Annotated in this window: 15 protein-coding genes; 6 read left to right on the top strand and 9 right to left on the bottom strand. The window is 36.1% G+C overall.

Going from position 1 to position 20409, the window contains the following annotated elements; all coding sequences use genetic code 11:
* Positions 1-344: 344 nt before the first annotated feature.
* Positions 345-554, top strand: coding sequence for an alpha/beta-type small acid-soluble spore protein (locus tag J2S08_RS21950; RefSeq protein WP_307233423.1), 210 nt, complete (start codon positions 345-347; stop codon positions 552-554).
* 74 nt (positions 555-628) lie between these two features.
* On the opposite strand, the gene fumC is transcribed toward J2S08_RS21950, so the two are convergent.
* The 5 genes from fumC to J2S08_RS21975 form a co-directional block, all read right to left on the bottom strand.
* Positions 629-2014 (bottom strand): class II fumarate hydratase, encoded by a 1386-nt coding sequence (fumC, locus tag J2S08_RS21955; protein ID WP_307233424.1) that lies wholly within the window; start codon positions 2012-2014, stop codon positions 629-631.
* A gap of 444 nt (positions 2015-2458) precedes the next feature.
* A complete protein-coding gene (locus J2S08_RS21960; protein ID WP_307233426.1) occupies positions 2459-3079 on the bottom strand; it encodes a helix-turn-helix transcriptional regulator in 621 nt (206 codons plus the stop codon).
* Positions 3080-4000: 921 nt separating this feature from the next.
* Entirely contained in the window at positions 4001-5311 is a 1311-nt protein-coding gene (brnQ, locus tag J2S08_RS21965; protein WP_307233428.1) for a branched-chain amino acid transport system II carrier protein, read from the bottom strand.
* A gap of 317 nt (positions 5312-5628) precedes the next feature.
* Complete coding sequence (locus J2S08_RS21970) at positions 5629-7008, bottom strand: tyrosine phenol-lyase (protein WP_307233430.1); 1380 nt, start codon at positions 7006-7008, stop codon at positions 5629-5631.
* Between the two features lie 581 nt (positions 7009-7589).
* The gene (locus J2S08_RS21975; protein WP_307233432.1) at positions 7590-9674 is read right to left on the bottom strand and encodes a transglycosylase domain-containing protein; all 2085 of its coding nucleotides are present in this window, start codon (positions 9672-9674) and stop codon (positions 7590-7592) included.
* Between the two features lie 981 nt (positions 9675-10655).
* On the opposite strand from J2S08_RS21975, the gene J2S08_RS21980 reads away from it, so the two are divergent.
* The 5 genes from J2S08_RS21980 to J2S08_RS22000 all read left to right on the top strand — a co-directional run bounded on the left by J2S08_RS21980 (position 10656) and on the right by J2S08_RS22000 (position 15642).
* Complete coding sequence (locus J2S08_RS21980; RefSeq protein ID WP_307233434.1) at positions 10656-11798, top strand: ATP-binding protein; 1143 nt, start codon at positions 10656-10658, stop codon at positions 11796-11798.
* Positions 11799-12106: 308 nt separating this feature from the next.
* Positions 12107-12427, top strand: a complete 321-nt coding sequence (locus J2S08_RS21985; RefSeq protein ID WP_307233436.1) for a PadR family transcriptional regulator — start codon at positions 12107-12109, stop codon at positions 12425-12427.
* Complete coding sequence (locus J2S08_RS21990; protein ID WP_307233438.1) at positions 12424-12972, top strand: HAAS signaling domain-containing protein; 549 nt, start codon at positions 12424-12426, stop codon at positions 12970-12972. Before J2S08_RS21985 ends, J2S08_RS21990 begins: the two co-directional genes overlap by 4 nt.
* Before the next feature lies 1 nt (position 12973).
* Complete coding sequence (locus J2S08_RS21995; RefSeq protein WP_307233440.1) at positions 12974-13882, top strand: DUF4097 family beta strand repeat-containing protein; 909 nt, start codon at positions 12974-12976, stop codon at positions 13880-13882.
* A 383-nt stretch (positions 13883-14265) separates the two neighbouring features.
* Complete coding sequence (locus J2S08_RS22000) at positions 14266-15642, top strand: aldehyde dehydrogenase (protein ID WP_307233442.1); 1377 nt, start codon at positions 14266-14268, stop codon at positions 15640-15642.
* 193 nt (positions 15643-15835) lie between these two features.
* Here J2S08_RS22000 and J2S08_RS22005 read toward each other — a convergent pair whose 3' ends face one another.
* The 4 genes from J2S08_RS22005 to J2S08_RS22020 form a co-directional block, all read right to left on the bottom strand.
* Positions 15836-16762, bottom strand: a complete 927-nt coding sequence (locus tag J2S08_RS22005) for a dipeptidase (RefSeq protein WP_307233444.1) — start codon at positions 16760-16762, stop codon at positions 15836-15838.
* Positions 16763-16894: 132 nt separating this feature from the next.
* Complete coding sequence (locus J2S08_RS22010) at positions 16895-17602, bottom strand: gamma-glutamyl-gamma-aminobutyrate hydrolase family protein (protein WP_307233446.1); 708 nt, start codon at positions 17600-17602, stop codon at positions 16895-16897.
* A 205-nt stretch (positions 17603-17807) separates the two neighbouring features.
* Positions 17808-19784, bottom strand: a complete 1977-nt coding sequence (locus J2S08_RS22015; RefSeq protein WP_370875741.1) for a TRAP transporter permease — start codon at positions 19782-19784, stop codon at positions 17808-17810.
* Positions 19753-20298 carry a DUF1850 domain-containing protein gene (locus tag J2S08_RS22020; protein WP_307233450.1) on the bottom strand — a complete coding sequence of 182 codons (546 nt, stop codon included), beginning with the start codon at positions 20296-20298 and terminating at the stop codon, positions 19753-19755. The genes J2S08_RS22015 and J2S08_RS22020 overlap by 32 nt, the downstream gene beginning before the upstream one ends.
* Positions 20299-20409 lie beyond the last annotated feature (111 nt).

Below are 20409 nucleotides of genomic sequence, written 5' to 3' on the forward strand. Positions count from 1 at the left end.
ATATTTACACGCAAAATAGAGAAAAGTGAATTTGAGGATCCTCAAATTCACTTTTCTCATTATTTAGAAGCTAGTTATGTCCCAGCCTCTTTTTTTATTCATACACACAAAATATTAAAGAATAGCAGGAACAAATTACCTTGCTTGTATTCGCATAAATAAACGTAAAAAAAAACATAATACAAACGTAAAGACAATCACTGCTCACTAATCTTATTCAGAAACAAAAAACGTTTCTTGACCAACTATTGGGTCAACCAAAGTGGAGACAAACAGTTTTGTTTGTGTGCTGGTGCAAGTCCAGCTGGCCCAACCATAATCTTATAACAAGGAGATGACACAAAATGCCAAACAACAGAAGCTCAAACCAATTAGTTGCTCCTGGAGCACAACAAGCAATTGATCAAATGAAATATGAAATCGCTCAAGAATTTGGTGTAAATCTTGGTGCTGATACAACATCCCGTGCTAACGGTTCTGTAGGTGGAGAAATTACAAAACGCCTAGTTTCTATGGCTGAACAACAACTTAGCGGCGGTTTCCCACAACAATAATCAGTTTAAAATGATATGGCTAGAGCCCCTTAGATTCGTTCTTTGGGGCTCATTCTTATAGATAGAACAGATGTTTAACCTCCATGCACCATTTTTGCTGGATCAATCCATTCATCATATTGTTCTGCCGTTAAATAACCTGTTTTCACAGCGGCTTCTTTTAATGTGCTTCCTTCTTTAAAGGCTAGTTTTGCAATTTCAGCAGCTTTTTCATATCCAATATATGGATTAAGGGCCGTGACAAGCATTAAAGAACGATGAACGTTTGTCTCAATCACTTCCCTGTTTGCTTCGATTCCAACTGCACATTTTTCATCAAAGGAAATAATGCTATCACTAAGAATACGAACAGATTGTAAGAAATTATAAATAATAACCGGTTTAAAAACATTCAATTCAAAATTCCCTTGACTTGCTGCAAAACCAATGGCTGCATCATTTCCAAAAACCTGTACTGCTGCCATCGTCAAAGCCTCGCTTTGCGTTGGATTCACTTTTCCCGGCATAATAGAGCTTCCAGGCTCATTGGCAGGGATAGAAATTTCCCCAATCCCACTTCGCGGACCGCTTGCCAACCAGCGTACATCGTTAGCGATTTTCATCATATCAGCAGCAAGTGCCTTCAACGTCCCATGAACATGAACCATTTCGTCATGGCTTGTCAATGCATGAAATTTATTATTTGATGAAATAAATGGAAAGCCTGTTTGTTTGCCAAGAGCTTTTGCCACTTTATCTCCAAAAGTTGGATCAGCATTGATGCCTGTTCCAACCGCAGTCCCTCCAATTGCTAGTGGAAGTAAATGCTTCATGCTCTCTAACAGCATCTGTTCACTTTTTTCAAGCATGGCCCGCCAGCCGCTAATTTCTTGTCCTAATGTAAGTGGTGTCGCATCTTGCAAATGTGTTCTGCCAATTTTAATGATGTCCCTAAAGGTTCTTTCTTTTTCAGAAAGAGTTTTCTTTAATTGCTTAATCGCTGGCAATAGGCGATTATGTAATGCTGTATAAGCAGCAACATGCATTGCCGTCGGAAATGTATCATTTGAACTCTGAGACATATTTAAATCGTCATTTGGATGGACATGCTCTTCACTGTTCTTTTCTTTTAATCGTTCATTTGCTCTTCGTGCTGCCACTTCATTTAAATTCATGTTCGTTTGTGTACCACTGCCAGTTTGCCAAACAACTAATGGAAAATGGTCATCAAAATGACCGGCAATTATTTCTTCACAAGCATCTACAATCGCCTCTTTTTTTGCTGTAGGTAGCTTTCCAAGTTCATGGTTTGCAAGTGCTGCTGCCTTCTTTAGCTGAGCAAAAGCTCTGATTACTTCAATAGGCATTTTTTCTGTGCCAATTTTAAAGTTTTCTTTACTTCTTTGTGTTTGGGCACCCCAATATTTATTGACTGGAACTTTTACTTCACCTAAAGTATCTTTTTCAATCCGAAAATCCAATTTTCTGCCTCCTCCTTTTATACATTTTTTTATCATGTGGAACTTCCATCAGTGGGGGTTTTCTCATCTCTCACTGAAATTGGAACAAAGGCCGCTACGTCCTTGAAAAAGCAGATCGCTTTTTCTTCATGCGATTGATTCAAGCAGTTTTCCTTATCCTAACTAATCGGCCATTTGACGTTCAGTTATCCCCACCTAGCGTATCTGAATTTTCTTACTCTCCGAGATGTGGTCTTACAGTTAGATGTGGGATAAATAAGAAAATAAAGTGAATACTTCTGTTTTTATTTTCTCATAATTCATAATGAATTACTGGAAATATGCTTGAAAGGCGCATACTATATAAAAAGCAATGAGAAATTCTTGAAATGAAGCTTTCTAGAAGCCATACAAGCTTTGAAATTACGCTCCTATCGAAAAAGTAAATGATCCTTATCAAAAGAGTTATTCTCTTATTTCTTTTAAATAATTATAGATGGTAAACCGGGAAATGTTCATTTTTTCAGAAATGATCGGAATACTTTTATGAATAGAAAATGCGCCTTTTCTGTCTAAAAACTCAATCATTTTTACTCGATCTTCTTTCGTCATAAACGCAACAGGTTTCCCAATATATTCTAAAGCCTTATCATATAAGGATTCCAAAGTATGTTCCAAACTATCCCTTTCTATAACATCATCTAGATTTTCCCCTACTTGTGTTAAATCTTTTAAAACGGATTGAACAAGTGATAAGTTCGTGTAATCATAGTTGATTCCAAACGCATAGTGGTATCCGTCCCCTTTTATGTGAAAGGTCGAACTTTTAATAAGATGTTTATTCTTTGCTACCCCTTTATGATTAATAAGATCGCTTCCTTTAAAAAATGCATCTACATTTTTTGTTCCAAGAATTTTAAACTGATCACCAACTTCTCTTTGCGTTACTTGTTTATTTTTTATATAGACAATGGAAGATTCAAAATTTTTCATATCATGGATCACTACTTCACAACTTTCCCCAAACATCGTTGAAATCCCATCTGCAAGTCTTTTTAAAAAGTCTAAAACGGTTTCCTGCTCCATTATTACGCCTCCAATACAATTGCATCAATATCTTATTTAGTGGTGTAAAAGTTCATTTGAAGTCTTGATGTTTAAGCATAGCTAAGCCGTTAACAATTTAAAATAAAGTGAAACCTCCATGAGTGGGGGTTTTCTCTCATACCCCATACAAAGGATCTCAAGCTAAGAGCGCGACGTCCTGTAGAACCATTTGATTTCAGTTATCCCCCACCTAGCGCTTCTGATTCTTCTTACTCCGAGGTGAGGTTTTACTACCAGTTAGATGTGGGATAAAGCACAGTAAAATGACCACTCTCAATCAAGTTATATTAAATATAGCCCTCTCAAGCTTCACTCGCTAGTGAGGATGATTTAAATGCTTGTGTAAAATGACTATAGGTGCTTCTCAAGAAAAGTGTACCAAGATCGTTCTTTTAAAACAATGAACGATCATTTATTTGCGGTAAACGAAAGAAAGCAGCTCATGCTTTTTTTTGCTTGATTTCCAAATATTGAGTAAATATTCTAATTTTTCTATATATTAGCTGGTTTATTTCATACCCTCTATAGAAAATATGATAATATAGACGGCATCATAATACTATACATTCTTTCGTTTTACAGAATGTGAGGAAGGTGATTCAGCTGAAATAACCGTTGATTTAGAAATTTTAAAAGGTAAAAAAATAACAAGGTATGTAATTCTATAGTAAGGATTGTCTTTATGCCTTTTATTCTCATTCAAAAAACTTCCTTAAATCTATAGAATCGAAGAATCGAACCTTTGGACCTCAATTATCCCCCACCTCTTACTCTCTTAGGTGGAGGATTGCATGATTGGATCTCCAATCGTTAAATACATTTCTTATATTAACATCATAGCGGCACACAGCCTGTATTGATTTTTTCAAATTTGTATACAGTTAATACTATAAATCATCATTAAGATTTATATTCACTAGTAGAGCAACGCTTCTCTCCTTTAAATTGATAAATGATAAAAAATATGGCTCCTCCCACCAATGCTGGAATGACCCAAACAAAACCATATTTCCCTAATGGAATGATCGTCATGATTTTCTCCAATAATTTTATTTCAGGAAAATGATGATGGCATACATCTATTATGCTGAAGATAAGTGTAAAAATAGTTGCTCCTTGATATACATGATTAGGCAAATACTTAGTAAATACTCCGAGTAAAATAAGTGTCATGACAACAGGATATAAAATACTTAAAATAGGGACAGCAATTTGAATAATTCCTTCGACCCCATAAGTTGAAAATACAATTCCCGAAATACAAACGAAAGTAACAATTACTCGATAGTTTAATTTACCTGTACTCAGATTTTGAAAATATTCTCCTACGATAGATGTTAACCCTGTCGCTGTAGTTAAACAAGCAAATGTAATACAAAAACCTAAAGCAGCTTTACTAAAATTCCCTAATAAAAGAGATGAAATCGTTGTAATGATATATGTTTTTTCATCAGATGGTACAAACACATCTCCAGAATAAGCCCCTAATATCGTTAGACCTCCATAAATAAGCAGGATTAGAAATCCTGAAAGCACTGATGCTTTAACCGCTATCCCAATTCTCTCATGATGATCCGTATACTTTTTATGATCTAGAAAAGAGAGAATCAAAAAGCCGGTAAGAATCGATCCAAGTGCGTCCATCGTCTGATATCCGGAAGAAAAACCTGTATAGAAATGCTGTTCAGTATAACCAGGAGAATAATCTGAAATGGGATAAAAAATCCCTTTTGTAATTAAGACTCCTAAAAATAATAAAAGGATTGGTGTTAAAATTTTACCAATTTTTTCAACAACCGTCTTAGAATTGACCGCCAATAACCAAACGATAAAAAAATAAATAATAGAAAATATCAACGGATTAATTTCTCCAAAATTTGGGACAAAGGCCATTTCTAAAGTTGTTGCGGCAGTTCTAGGCACAGCAAGAATAGGACCTAATGATAACATAATTAAAGTACCTAAGATTTTAGTAAAATGCTTAGACACTCTATCTGTCAGCCCTCCCAATGTACCTCCTAAACTAGAGACAACGATTAATCCAAGATGTGGTAAAAAAATTCCTGTTATAAAAAAGCCAAACAAAGCATATAAGTAATTTTCCCCTGTTAAAACTCCAATATATGGTGGAAAAATCATATTTCCGGCACCAAAAAAAATCGAAAATAATGCTAATCCCAAGATAATCGTGTCTTTTCGTTTTCGTATCATTCCTAACCTCCTTACTAGTATTCCTTAACTTCATATATGATGCTTCCACTTTAAAACAAGAGAAATATATTCATTGTAACATAGATGATAAAGTGAAACTCCCATTAAAAATTTATTTTAAAAGAAATTCGAAAAAGTCAAAAATCGTAATCTATTGAACAAAGCATGTTATTGAATAGAAAGTATATAGAGAATGTTCAGATTTTTAAGCTTAAAAACACTCTATTATGACATATGAAAGATATAAGGCAGGTATCCTTTATCTATTCACATCGCTGGATAACTGCCACTATATGAATCTTTTAAAATGTTGAAACTTATGATGAAAGCGGTTGAAATCTTGCAGTAAAAAATCTAAGAACAGGTGGTTCATATATCATTTTTAACCCTTTTACATTCCCTCGATTTTCATAAAGATCAATGATCGAGTCTGCAACAACATCCATGTGAGAATAGGTGTATACTCTTCTTGGAATGGTTAATCTAACAAGCTCTAATTTTGGATAGTACTGGTTGCCATTTTTATCTCTTCCTGCTGAAACGATTCCTCTTTCCATGCTTCTTACTCCAGATTGAAGATACAATTGTGCTGCTAATGTTTGGGCAGGAAATTCTTCCTGAGGAATATGTGAATAAAACGCCCTTGCATCTAAAAATACTGCATGTCCGCCAATTGGTTTTACAATTGGAATGCCTGCTTCACTTAGTTTTTCTCCTAAGTATCGACATTGGCTAATACGATGATGAATATAATGATAATCAATTGATTCATATATTCCCCTAGCCATTGCTTCCATGTCTCTTCCAGCCATTCCCCCGTATGAAGGCATTCCTTCATACACAACGACAAGCTGAGTCGCTTTTTGATATAAATCCTCATCATTAAGTGCTAAAAATCCGCCGATATTGACAAGGCAATCTTTCTTGCCTGACATCGTACAGCCATCACCATAGCTCATCATTTCCTTCAATATCTCAGCTATCGTTTTATCATGATAGCCTGCTTCTCTTTCTTTAATAAAGTAAGCGTTTTCAACACATCTTGTAGCATCAAACATTACTTTAATATCATGATCATGCGCAAGTTTAGAAACCGTTTTCAAATTTTCCATTGAAACTGGCTGGCCACCAGCAAGATTTACCGTTACTGCTACACAAATATAAGGGATTTTATCTGCCCCAACTTCGTCAATTAGTGCTTGAAACTTATCTAAATCAATATTTCCTTTGAAAGGATGGTCTTTCATAGCATCATGTGCTTCATCAATAATGACATCTCTAAAAATACCGCCATTCATTTCTTGATGAGCCCTTGTTGTCGTAAAATACATATTACCGGGAATATAGTCTCCCTCCGTAATCGTAATTTTCGATAAAATATTTTCGGCTCCTCTTCCTTGATGTGTCGGAACAGTATATTTAAAGCCAAACACATCCTTTACCGCTTCTTGCAAGTGCATGAAATTTTTTGAACCAGCATAGGCTTCATCACCTTCCATTAGTCCAGCCCATTGGTGGTCGCTCATAGCTGTAGTGCCGCTGTCAGTTAATAAGTCTATATAAACATCTGCAGAATCTATGAGAAATGTATTATAGCCTGCTTTTTTAATGACTGCTTCTCGCTGCTCTCTTGTCGTAACAGCGATAGGCTCAACAACCTTTATTTTATAAGGTTCTGCCACATATTTTTTTTCCATCTAAACATCTCCTTTTTCAATAATTTCCTTAAATATATAACACGATTCCAGCAAAGTCAACAATTTGTTTAATAATTAAAATAAGTGTTTAATGTTATGATCATACGGCCGTTTCCGCAAATCGTACCTACTAAAAACAGCAAAAAAGTGAAACTTTCTTGAGTAGGGGTTTTCTCTCATCCCCCACTCATAAGTAGTAGAAAAAAGGCTAAGATCGAAAGCGTCCTCAAAAAGGAAACCTTTTTTCTTCCTGATTTACTGATTCAAGAAGCTTTCCTTATCCTGTCGACACGAACCAATCGGACATTTGACTTTCAGTTATCTCCCACCTAGTGTTTCTGATTCCTCTTACTGCCAGTTAAATATGGGATAAAGTTTACAAAAAAAAACCTCTCTATAGAGTGATGAAACTCTATTGAGAGATTTTCAAGCGATACACAGTATTTTTTATCGTGTTCTAAAATACGCTCTTTTCTATCTGTGCATACTTAAACAACAAAACGTGAAGAGAAAAAAGCCAGAATCTTAGGGATCTCTGCTGGTTGCCAGTTTAGTAGTGAAAAACCGAGAGACTTGTCCAACTATGATGAGTAACTAGAGATCCAATCCCAAGTTTCCTTTAGCTTTTCTTCTAAATCTTTTTTTCCTTTTTCTAGCTTTTCTTTCCATTTCTCCGCTTCTTTTTTTAGTTTTTCACTCATTTCTTTTCCTTTTTCCTCTAAACTGCGCTGTTTTTCTTCCATTTTCTTTTCATTTTCTGCAACTTTTGTATTTACCGATTTTGTAGAAAATGATGCTGTTTCTAAATATGGCAGTGTTTCCTCCATCACGGCCCTAAAGACAGGGACAACGCCATCACCACTGCTCCCCGGCAAATACTGTTCTTCATTCGTTTTATCATAGCCAATCCACACAGCTGCGACGATATTAGGCGTATAGCCAACAAACCATTGATCTTTCGTGCCATTAATGCCATTTCCAAAAGGCAATTGTGTAGAACCAGTTTTTCCGGCGATTTGTTGGCCTTGTATGCTTGCTCCTCTCCCTGTTCCGGTTTCTACTACATTTAAGAGCATTGAAGTCATTTGATTTGCTACATGCTTAGAAGTAACTTTGGTTTCTTTTCCTTGATGTTCAGCTATCACGTTTCCAGTAGGTCCGATTATTTTAGTAATTAGGTGACTATCTTCTCTTTTCCCTTCATTGGCAAAAACACTATAAGCCTCTGCCATTTGCAGCGGCGAGACTCCCTTATTCATTCCGCCAAGTGCTATTCCCAAATATTCATCTTCTGCTTGTAATGGAATCCCAAACCTCTGTAAAGAATCAATCCCTTTTTGTAGACCAATTTCATTTAATAGCCATACAGCAGGTAAATTTAATGATTTCTCCACTGCTTCATACATCGGTACTTTTCCTTGATACGTTTTTGTCAGATTTTCTGGCATATAGTCTCCAAAAGTCATTTTTTCATCTTTTACGAGAGAAGTAGGGGAATAACCTTCTTCTAAAGCAGGTGTAAAAACAGCTAGCGGCTTCAAGACTGAACCAGGCTGCCTCACTAATTGAGTTGCTCGGTTAAAGCCGCGAAAAGAATGCTCCCCCCGGCCGCCTACTAAAGCTCTAATGCCGCCAGTTTGTGGATGCAGCAAAATAGTACCGCTTTGAACTAATGCTTGCCCACGTCCTTTTGGAAAAATAGCTTGATTTTCATTTACTTTTTCTAATGCATATTGTAAGTTTTGATCCATTTCCGTGTAAATTTGGTATCCTCTTGTCATGATTTCATCCTGGCTAAGACCGTAGCGAGAAATTGCTTCTTCCAAGACAGCATCCACATAATAAGGATACTTCCCTTTTAACGGGTCTCCTCCACCATCCTGCATGACGATATTTTCTTCCATTGCTGTCTTGTATTCTGTTTCTGAAATCATATCATATTTCTTCATCTGCCCTAACACAACATTCCTTCGTTCGATTGCCCGTTCGTAATGTTGATGAGGATTTAGTGCAGATGGCGCTTTTAATAAACCAGCAAGCATTGCAGCCTCACTAATGGTAATGTCCTGAACATCTTTTCCAAAGTATTTTCTCGATGCATTTTGCACACCCCATGCACCACTGCCAAAGTAAACTTGGTTCATATACATTTGAAGAATTTCTTCTTTTGTATAATTTTTTTCGATTTCAACTGCTAAAAATACTTCCTCCAGCTTTCGTTTATATGTCTGTTCTGGAGACAACAGAGCATTTTTTGTTAACTGCTGGGTTAATGTACTTCCTCCCCCAGTAATCCGTCCCGATAGCAAATTTTTGAAAAAAGCTCGGGTAATTCCTTTTAAATCAAACCCTCTATGTTCGTAAAAACGGTGATCCTCAATTGCAATGATCGCTTCTTGCAAGTGCTGGGGAACATCAGAAATAGGCACTCCCTCTGCTCGATTGGCAGAGATTTTACTTGCTATATCTCCGTCTTTATCATAAATAATCGTTGATTGAGCTAATCCATCTTTCAATGATTGAATGTTTGCGGTACTTGCCATATAAGCAAAAAAAACAAGAACTGCTAAAACAGCCAATGAAAAAGTCAGTATGATGATTTGGTTAATATGCTTTTTCTTCCAAAACTGCTTAAAAGCTTGGAAAAATTGACGTATTCGTTCCATACTCTCTCCTTGCTTTCCTTTTTTTCTATGGCTTTCATCACCTTAACTATGTGGTAAAGATATCATAACATTTTATTTTATGATAGCAAAAAATGATTATCAGTCCGCTATACATACGCTTTCCTCTCTCCACAAAAATAAAGTAAAAATTTCCATCAGTAGAAATTTTCCCTATTTCTCCCATAAGGAGAATCTTAAACTCAAAAAACACACTCTTCCCGAAAAAGTTGGCACTTTTCTTTGGATGATGCTGAATAAAACCGTATCAATCGGACATTTGGCTGCCATTTATCTCCCTTGCTAAACTCCTTTCATTCGTCTAATTGTTAAGGTCAGGACCTTAACTTGCCAATTTAATGAAGGATGGCTGATGAAACAATTGGAAATAATCTTCCCTATAAATATGAAAAAGATTGGTAATATCACCAAATAATTATTTATAAAGCTAATTACATGCTAAATAGTGTAAAATTACATCAATTACCATTCTAGAAAATAAAGTTCACAGAATAAAAGAAAAAATACTTAACTTTTTATTAGGAAGAGGATATGAGCATCAATGTAGCGAAATTTTTAATAGACAGGACTTCACTTATTTAATGTAAGAATGAAAGAAAGTACTGCGGGGTAAATCTTTATCGTTCTGAACTGTCAATCATTGCTGAACAATACAGAAAAAGAGATCGGATTATATACCATTTTTAAAACAATAAATGATTGACATATGACGTGCATTTTTTCATATATTATGATGAAGAAAGTAGTTTTATCTATTGAATGGGGTTTTTTAGATATAAAAAATGCTCATAGGAAATTAAAAAATAAGGTCAAGTCAGAAATAAATGGCCACTAAAGCAGACAAAACTTTCTAAAGTTGATCATTAAAGGCTTGAAGCAGAAGTTGACACAAAAAAACATTTGATTGAAAAGTTACTTTTCTTTATCAAAATATTCTTGCTATAATAGAAAAGAGGTGAAAATATGATTCCTTTAAAAGATGAAATTGTTGCTTTTCTTGACTCAAAGGAGGATATAATAATTAATCACTTAAAAGAAAGATTAAACGTTCATACAGATAATTTGGAGAAGGGATTAATCGAACAACATAATTTGGAAGCCATGTTACATCTCATCAAACATGCACTAAAGGCCCCAACAGAGAATTTTGATTTAAGTGATTCCATCAAAAGGATAGCAAAGAAAATAATAGAAGGAAAGCTCCGAGCATCGAAAAGTATCGAAGACATATTGACAAACATTCATATTTTAAAAGCAGAAATTTTACATCAAGTATACCATTTACATAGCAAATGCGATAACAAACTACCGGCTATTACTAGAATTAATGATGTTTTTGACCAATTGGTACTTCACTCCGTCTCCCTATATATGGAACAAAAAGAGAAAATTTTTAAAGAAAAAAATCAATATATTAATTCGTCACACCAAGATCGCTTGACTTTATTAGGGCAAATGACATCAAGCTTTGTTCACGAATTTCGCAATCCGCTTACTTCTATTCATGGTTTCTTACAGCTTCTTCGTGCAGAGCATCCAGAACTTCCTTATTTAGAAATTATGTCAGATGAATTACAGCAATTAAAATATCGTATATCGCAATTTTTAACACTATCCAAAAAAGAAGTATTCGAATCTGAAATATCTATTTTCTCTTTGGAAAAATTGATTGAGCATGTACTATCCTTTTTATATCCCCGCATCTTAGAAGTGAACGTAGAAGTAAAGAAAAAAATTGCAAACAATATTTTTCTTAGAGGAATTGAAGATGAAATAAGACAAGTACTAATCAATATTATTTTTAATGCTATCGATATACTATCTAAAACAGAAAAACCAACAATTCGTATTACTGGATATGAAAAGAATAATATTGTTTCAATTGAAATTGCTAATAATGGGCCGCCAATTCCAGAAGATATACAGGAAAAAATATTTGAGCCCTTTATTACAACAAAAAAATATGGAACAGGACTTGGCCTATTTGTTTGTAAAGAAATGATTGAAAAGCATGGAGGCAAGCTTACATGTATGTCTGACAAAACTTGGACTACATTTACTATCAAGCTCCCTTCTCTTAAAAGTAAGCTTAACAAAACAACATAACCTTTACTTCATTAACGTATTCCCATTATAGTCATTTTCATTGGCATCTTCAAACATAAAGAAAACACTATGTTGAAGCTTATGAATAAGTAAAACGTTTATCTGTGTGGGGGGGCTTCCCCCCTATACAAATCATAAACAATTTTATATTACTAAACTATCGCTTTTCTTAGTTCGTAATAGACGCTTGTCATTTATTATAAAAATTCACTTCACTATGTTGCAATGAATAATAGTGTATTATATACTTTATTAAGAATTAGTATTATACATTGAATAATACTAAATCATCTATAAGAGGTGAAAAAATGAATGCTCAGTTTAAAAAAGGCGTACTTGAAATGTGTGTCCTAATCCTTTTGAATAAAAAAGATCGTTACGGCTATGAGTTAATTCAACTGATCTCAGATAAATTTGCTGTCTCAGAAGGGTCTGTTTATCCAGTGCTACGTCGCCTTACAAAAGAAGGTTTTTTTACAACTTATTTAAAAGAATCATCAGAGGGCCCTTCCCGTAAATATTATCATTTAACAGGTGAGGGCAAAGTTAGAATGCATCAATTAATTGCTGAATGGGAAGCTTTTTCATCAGCTGTAAGAAAAATTATTGAGGAAGGTGAAAAAGATTGAATCAATATATGTTTTTAAAAGTATTAGAAACAAACCTTTCAGCGCTTCCAGAAGGAGAAAGAAAGGATATTCTATCCGATTACCAAGAGTATTTTGATGCTGGAAAATCAGAAGGCAAATCTGAAGAAGAAATCGCAAAAAAGCTTGGGAATCCGAAACAAATTGCTAAAGAATTAAGAACGATGTACCATCTAGACCAACTGGAGACCGATCCATCTACTTCCAATTTTATGAGAGCAGTCATTGGAACAATCAGCCTTAGTTTTTTTAATCTTGTGTTTGTATTAGGACCATTTCTTGCGCTTGTTGGTGTCTTTATTGCTTTTTATACAGCAGCAGCTATTCTTACTTTAGCACCATTTCTTCATTTATTTGATTTATTATTAATACGTGAATTTGAATGGTTCCCATTTTTCGCTTCGCTTGCTTTTTCTGGGTTAGGCATCCTTTTATTAATCGGGCTGCTTCATGCCACTAGAGCTTTCTTTCATTTGTTTAAGAAATACTTGCAATGGAACGTCCGTATTGTGAAAGGAGAAAAATAAGATGGTAAAAAAATTAGCAGTTGCTGCAATTATATTATTAGTAATCGGGATAACCGGAGCTATTTTTACATTCAAGCCTTATTTCTTTGTGCAAAAGCAGGAAGAGTATCGTCAAATAGATGCGAATGATATTGAACATATTGAAATTAAAAGCAATGTAGCAAATATGCACATCCTTCCTTCTAACTCTGAAATAATCGAAGTCGTTTGGTCTAACCCAAACAAAAAAAGAAATCAGATTGATGTAAAAGTATCCGAAAAGAATGGAACGCTAGACATTCAAGCAAAGTTTAAACATCGGTTTAGGTTCCTGCAGCTTGGTCCGTCTTCAATAGATGTTGATATTAAATTGCCAAATAAAGTGTTTCAGTCTTTAGAAGCAAAAAACAATGTCGGAGCGATTAAAATAGAGGATATAGCAGCAGATGATATGACAGTCAGCAATGATACCGGAAGCATTAGACTAAAAGATATTACCGGAAAACAGCTGCAAGTAAAAAACAATGTCGGAGCAATTAAAATAGAGAATATAGCAACAGAGGATATAACAGTCAGTAATGATACTGGAAAGACTGTACTAAAAGATGTTGCTGGAAAACAGCTGCAAGTAAAAACAAAGATCGGGGAAATCGCTCTTACAGATACGGTAGGAAAGCTCCAAGCAAGCTCCGACACAGGAGCTATCTCAATCAGTACAAAAAAAATCGAGCATGACATGCATTTAGAAACAGAAATAGGGTCAATTACAATTGCTGTTCCAACTATCCCATCTGACGTTTCCTTTGACTTACATTCCGAAATCGGAAGTGTCAAAGCCTTTGGTACAAAAGGAAGCCACATTGTTTCTAATGCTCAAGCTTTGGTTAAAGCTACTTCATCCGTGGGTTCTATTCAAGTGAAAGAAAAATGAGAATCATTTATATAGAATTAAAAGTTAAGTATTAGAGATTTTTAAAGGTTTTAAAAACGTCGAGATTAACCTCGGCGTTTTTTGTAATCTTTTATCCAAGTTAAACTTTTGAAATTTCCGCTATGAATCTTTATAATAATATAAATGCTAATTAGCAGAATAATCTTGGCAATCTCCGATTTTACCAAAGGGTTCCTGTTTTTGTTATGTCTACATAAGGGTAACAGGGCTGCGCTTCTTTCGATCTCTCCAAATCTACTCATCTAAAATGTTAAGACTGCTGTAAAAAGATCGTTCACTAGCCTTATCAAAAACAGATCAATCCTGTCTTTTATAAGAAAATAGCTTTCCAAATAAAACGATACAAAAGAAGGTGCCTGCCATTGTCAAATTTCAATAAGATTATTCAGCAACAGAAAGCATTTTTTTCAAGCAATGAATCAAAAGCGCTCTCCTTTCGAATAAAAGCGCTGCAAAAATTATATGCAATGATCTCTACAAATGAAAGCAAAATCATGCACGCTTTAAAAACAGACCTCCAAAAATCAGAATTTGAAGCTTACACAACAGAAATTGGTTTTGTTTTAGAAGAAATTCGCTTCACATTAAAACATCTAAAAAAGTGGAGCAAGCCTAAAAGAGTAAGAACACCAATTACACACTTTGGCGCTAAGAGCTATGTAGTGAAAGAACCATACGGCGTTGCATTCATTATTGCCCCATGGAACTATCCATTTCAGCTTGCGATCGCCCCACTTATCGGCGCAATCGCAGCCGGAAATTGTGCGGTTATTAAGCCATCAGAATTAACGCCGACAACGTCTTCACTATTAAATGAATTAATACGCAGCACTTTTCCTCCAGATTATATTACTGTTATCGAGGGAGATGCCACAACAAGCCAAGCTCTCCTAGAAAATGAGTTCGATTACATTTTTTTTACCGGCAGTGTCCATGTTGGAAAGATTATTATGAAAGCGGCTGCTAAACATCTTACACCTGTCACATTAGAATTAGGAGGGAAAAGTCCATGCATCGTTCATCATGATGCAAATGTAACTTTAGCTGCAAAGAGAATTGTTTGGGGGAAATTGTTAAATGCCGGTCAAACATGCGTCGCACCTGATTATCTTCTTGTTCATGAACAAATAAAAGAAGCGCTAATAGCAGCCATCGTTACTGTTATACATGATTTTTATGGAAAAGATGTTTTAACTGCTTCTCATTATCCGAAAATTATCAATCTCCATCATCTGCAACGGCTGCAAAATATGCTGACGGCCTCCACCGGAACTGTTATTTTTGGCGGCAACGTCGACCAGGCAACGAACCGAATCGAACCAACTTTAATTACTAATGTAGAATGGAATGATGCAGCAATGGAGGAAGAAATTTTCGGTCCAATCCTCCCTATTATCACCTATTCTAATATCGAAGACATCATTGCAGAAATTAAAAAACGATCAAAACCATTGGCACTTTATATGTTTACAGAAGATCGCTGGTTAAGCAAAAAAATCATGTATGATCTTTCCTTTGGCAGTGGTTGTATCAACGATACCGTCTTTCAAATTGCAAATCCTCACTTGCCTTTTGGAGGCGTCGGTACTAGTGGAACAGGCTCATACCACGGAAAAAAAAGCTTTGAGGAGTTTTCTCATGAAAAAAGTGTACTCAAGCAAACAACTTTTTTTGATATTCCCCTGCGCTATCCAAATGTCAAAAATGGATTGAAAATGGTGCGCTGGTTTATGAAATAAAGTGAAACTTCCATGAGTGGGGGTTTTCTTTCATCCCCCACTCATGGTTAGTTGAACCAATCGGACATTTACTGGCAGTTATCCCCCACCTAGACTTCTTCGACTCCTCTTAACTCTTGAAGTGGGGGTCTTACTGCCAGTTAGATGTGGGATAAAATACAAGTCTAAAAGGGAGGCTAATGAAGCCTCCCATCTATTTCGGCAAATGATTCAAAAAGTTTAGCGACGCAAAACCTTTTACTTGCTCTTCAGAATAATATTTCAACAGTTCATTAATAAGGTTTGGGTACTGCGATGCATCCTCTAACCCTTCTACATACATATCAATGCCATCAAAATCGGAACCAAAACCGATTTGCTTCACACCGCCTAATGCACAAAAATGATCAATATGCCTGATTACATCAGCAATTGTCGCCCTTTTGCGCTTCGTTACAAAAGGAGGATAGAAAACGATATGAATCATTCCATTTTTTGCAAACAATGCTTCTGCTTGTTTATTTGTTAAATTTCGTCTATGATCACAAATAGCCTTTGCATTAGAATGACTAGCAATTGGATAATGGGCTGCTTCTATCACATCCCAAAAAGCTTTTTCGGATAAATGCGATACATCTGTCATTAGTTTGTGTTCATTATGAAATTGTACGATTTCATTTCCAAAAGTTGTTAAACCGCCTCCCCTTGGCTCCCCAACTCCATCAGCAGCAAGATTTGCATGATTCCATGTAAGACCAACTATACGCACACCTAGATAATATAAAATGCGCAGTTTTTTGATATCATTTCCAATCGCATCTACTCCTTCAAGCGTTAACATCGCACCAATCTCATTATCATTTAAACGTTCAAAATCATCCCACTCTTTTATCTGCTTCATGTTCGGGTTTTTCCCTAATACTTCTGTATAAAAATAATCAACTTGATCTAAGGCAGCTTGAAATTTTTCATCTGCTTTTATTTGCGAAGGAATAAAAATTGCAAAACATTGTACTTTCACACATCCAGCTTGAAGACGTTCCATATTTGTCTCTATTTCCGGGGCATGTTTAAACGGCAATGTTCCTTTGGATTCATATAGTTTTAACAACGCATCACAATGTAGATCAATCATTTTCATCATTTTCACCTCTCATTCATTTTGATGTCAGCGAGTGCTTATGACAATACATAAAAAATTACAATAACAAGATTAAATATTCAGAATATTAATCTATGTAATGAAACGAACCTAAATCGCAAAAGCTTTCCTTTAACCTAAACAGGCTTCGATAAAAGCAGAAAATATTCGTTTTGAAATGGTGTCCCCGCCTGCTGCCAGAGCCTCCGGATGCCATTGCAAACCTAGCACAAATAAATGTTCCGTACTCTCTATCGCTTCAATTACACTATCTGAAGCATGCGCAGAAATAATAAATGGCTTTGGAACGATTCTAACAGCTTGATGATGGAAAGAATTCACCATAAACTTCGTATGTCCTGTTACATACGCCAATAGGCTATTTTCCCTAACCGTCACATAATGGGAAGCATGAGAGCGTACTGCTAGTTGGCTATGCTGCAAAAGCTCGCCATCTATTTGACTATAAATATCTTGATATATATCACCGCCAATGGCAACGTTTAATATTTGACACCCTCGACAAATAGCGAGAATGGGTTTATCTCTTATCAGCATACTTTGGGTTAATGCCAACTCGAAGCTATCTCGCCGAGGAGTGACTGTTCCTAATTTCCGATGGGGCTCCTCACCAAATAAGGTTGGATCAACATCTCCACCACCTGTTAAAACAAGTCCGCTAATTGTATCTGCAATTTGTTCCGCATCTACATCTAAGCCAACTGGCAGACCAAAAGGAAGACCTCCTGCTTCATAGACACTGCTAACATAATCATCAGCAAAGCTATGTTTCTCTTCATTCTCAATATTTAAAGTGATTCCAATGATTGGTTTTCCCATATCCCTATCACTCCTATCACTATATATAATGGCAATTCAGATGAAATCGTGTATAAACAAATGAAGTGAAACTAAATAGAAAGTGGAATGTGAGAAGTTAGGAAATGAGAAAAAACTCACTTCCGTCTTCCCAGCTCTCCCTTTACAATAGTTAGGACTGCCAGCATCGAGATACTGTATTACTGTCCCTCCCACATTTTACATATTATCCTTGCATTGCTGATGGCTGCTGTTTATTTCCTTTAAAAATAAATTGAAGCACGATTAAACCAATGAATACTAAAAGACCAATGAAATCGGTCATTCCCTCTGGATAGATTAAAGCAAGACCAGCTCCAATGCTGATAAGCCTTTCCACTGGGTTTAATCTGCGATACCAGTAACCAATAACACCAGCGCCAACAGCCATCATTCCTGCAATTGCTGTTGCAACTACCCAAATAAGCTGATACCATGTTGTATCAATCATTAAAAGCTCTGGCGATAAGACAAACATATATGGAATAATAAACGCAGCAATTGCCAGTTTTGCTGAGTTTACTCCAGTTCGCAGCGGTTCTCCACTTGCAACACCTGCAGCGGCAAAAGCAGCTAATGCTACTGGCGGGGTAATATCTGCCATAATCCCGAAGTAAAAAACAAATAAATGAGCTGCTAAATCTGGGATGCCCATTAAAATGATCGCAGGTGCAGCAATTGTTGAGGTAATCACATAGTTAGCAGTTGTTGGCGAGCCCATTCCTAAAATAAGCGACGCAATCATCGTAAAAAATAACGTCAACAAAAGCTTATCATTCGCTAAAGTTAATAACCCTGTTCCTAATTTTAAACCTAAACCAGTTTTTGTTACGACACCGACAATGATGCCTGCACAGGCTGTTGCTGCTGCAACACCTAAAGCTGTCCGTGCTCCATCTGTAAGGGCAACGACTAAGTCGACAATGGAAAATTTTGCGGAACGGTCTAGCAGCCTATTGATAAAGCCAACGGCAATCGTAATCACAATGGACCATAAAGCTGCATTCATGACGGAACGGCCAGTCATTAATAGAATAATAACTGCTAAAATCGGCGTTAACAAATAGAGCTTCTTAAATACTTGTAAACGATTTGGCATTTCTTCTTTTGTTAAGCCTTGCAGTCCTAGTCTTTTCGCTTCAAAGTGCGTCATAATCCAAATTCCCGTAAAATAAAGCAATGCTGGAATCGCCGCTGCTTTGGCGATATCCCAATAGGTAATGCCGCCGCCAATAAATTCCACCATGAGAAAGGCTGCTGCCCCCATAATCGGCGGCATTAATTGTCCTCCTGTTGAAGCTGCTGCTTCCACTCCTCCAGCAAATTCACGTTTATATCCAAGCTTTTTCATCATTGGAATTGTAAAAGAACCAGAAGTGACAACGTTTGCAACCGAACTGCCGCTAATTGTTCCTTGCAGTGCACTAGAAAAAATGGCAACTTTTGCAGGCCCTCCAGTGCGGCGCCCAGCGATCGATACAGCAAGATCATTAAAATACGATCCAACACCTGTTTTCACAAGAAAGGCGCCAAATAAGAGAAATAGAAAAATAAAGGTCGACGATACACTTAATGGCGTCCCTAAAATTCCTTCGGTCGTAAAGAACATCGTCTGTACGAGGCGGTCTAGCGATATTCCTCTATGAACAAGAAATCCTGGCATATAAGGTCCATATAAAGCATACAGCAGAAAAAGAATGGAAATGATTGTAATTGGAATCCCGACCACTCTTCGTGTTGCTTCAAGCACAAGCAGAATCGCTGCAATTCCGACATAAAAATCAACAGAATCGAGAACACCAATACTTGTAATTAGCTTATTATAATTTAGAGGCCAATATGCTCCAACACCAAATCCCAACAAGGAAAGAATGACATCATACCAAACGATTTTTCCCCGTTTTGGTGATTTTTTTCGCGCTGGAAAAAGTAAAAAAATGAGCCCTAAAGCAAAGCCCAAATGAATAGAACGCTGGAGCTGTGCAGGCAATATGCCTTTAATAGCTGTATAGAGCTGAAAGATGGAGAAGGAAAGCAGGAGGATAAAAATGACCCATTGCATCCATCCTTTGTATTGTCTCGCTCCAGATTCAGGATCAAATTTTTCTAATATTTTCTGTTGTTCTTCTACACTAATCGTTTCTTGTATGTTTTTCAAACACATCTACTCCTCTCCATAACTGCCAATACGTATATGTTTCTGGTATAAAAGTTACCCATGTACCTGCTCCAGCAATCTCAGCTAAAAAAACATTTTGCTTTCCAACGAAAAGCTTATGCTGTGCGCGAATTTGCCCAATTCGAAGATCGATTTTTTCAAAGCGTCTTTTCATGTTTTTAATTTTAAAGACACCATCTTCTACAACAAACTCCTCACCATCCTCCAAAGCGTTGTTTGGCATGCCAATACCAAAATCACGATATGCGGTTTCTGTTTGAAGTATTGCTTTATCTCTTGTAATCTGATACATCTCTATCACTGTCGACAAATGAATGGAATGTGTATAATGAATTTGAAAAGATGTTGACTGATCAAGCTTTGCATATCCATATACTTGTTTTGTCTTGCCATCATACATCACGAGTACGGTTTTGATAGGCAGGAATAACATTAGACTACTAATCAATACGATGAAAATCATCATAAACAAGATGTACCATTTTCTGTTTTTTGCCATTCCTGTCACCTTACTAGAAAGAGGCTGGGACATAACTAGCTTCTAAATAATGAGAAAAGTGAATTTGAGGATCCTCAAATTCACTTTTCTCTATTTTGCGTGTAAATATTT

Origin of the sequence: Bacillus chungangensis (assembly GCF_030812995.1) — a bacterium.
In the GTDB taxonomy this organism is placed as follows: Bacteria; Bacillota; Bacilli; order Bacillales; family Bacillaceae_C; genus Bacillus_CF; species Bacillus_CF chungangensis.

Coding starts and splice junctions, on each gene's coding strand:
- J2S08_RS21995 (WP_307233440.1), top strand. CDS start 12,974: ATGGTAAAAAAATTAGCAGTTGCTGCAATTATATTATTAGTAATCGGG.
- J2S08_RS21980 (WP_307233434.1), top strand. CDS start 10,656: ATGATTCCTTTAAAAGATGAAATTGTTGCTTTTCTTGACTCAAAGGAG.
- J2S08_RS21970 (WP_307233430.1), bottom strand. CDS start 7,008: ATGGAAAAAAAATATGTGGCAGAACCTTATAAAATAAAGGTTGTTGAG.
- J2S08_RS21950 (WP_307233423.1), top strand. CDS start 345: ATGCCAAACAACAGAAGCTCAAACCAATTAGTTGCTCCTGGAGCACAA.
- J2S08_RS22005 (WP_307233444.1), bottom strand. CDS start 16,762: ATGAAAATGATTGATCTACATTGTGATGCGTTGTTAAAACTATATGAA.
- J2S08_RS21985 (WP_307233436.1), top strand. CDS start 12,107: ATGAATGCTCAGTTTAAAAAAGGCGTACTTGAAATGTGTGTCCTAATC.
- brnQ (WP_307233428.1), bottom strand. CDS start 5,311: ATGATACGAAAACGAAAAGACACGATTATCTTGGGATTAGCATTATTT.
- J2S08_RS21960 (WP_307233426.1), bottom strand. CDS start 3,079: ATGGAGCAGGAAACCGTTTTAGACTTTTTAAAAAGACTTGCAGATGGG.
- J2S08_RS21975 (WP_307233432.1), bottom strand. CDS start 9,674: ATGGAACGAATACGTCAATTTTTCCAAGCTTTTAAGCAGTTTTGGAAG.
- J2S08_RS22010 (WP_307233446.1), bottom strand. CDS start 17,602: ATGGGAAAACCAATCATTGGAATCACTTTAAATATTGAGAATGAAGAG.
- J2S08_RS22020 (WP_307233450.1), bottom strand. CDS start 20,298: ATGGCAAAAAACAGAAAATGGTACATCTTGTTTATGATGATTTTCATC.
- J2S08_RS22015 (WP_370875741.1), bottom strand. CDS start 19,784: ATGTGTTTGAAAAACATACAAGAAACGATTAGTGTAGAAGAACAACAG.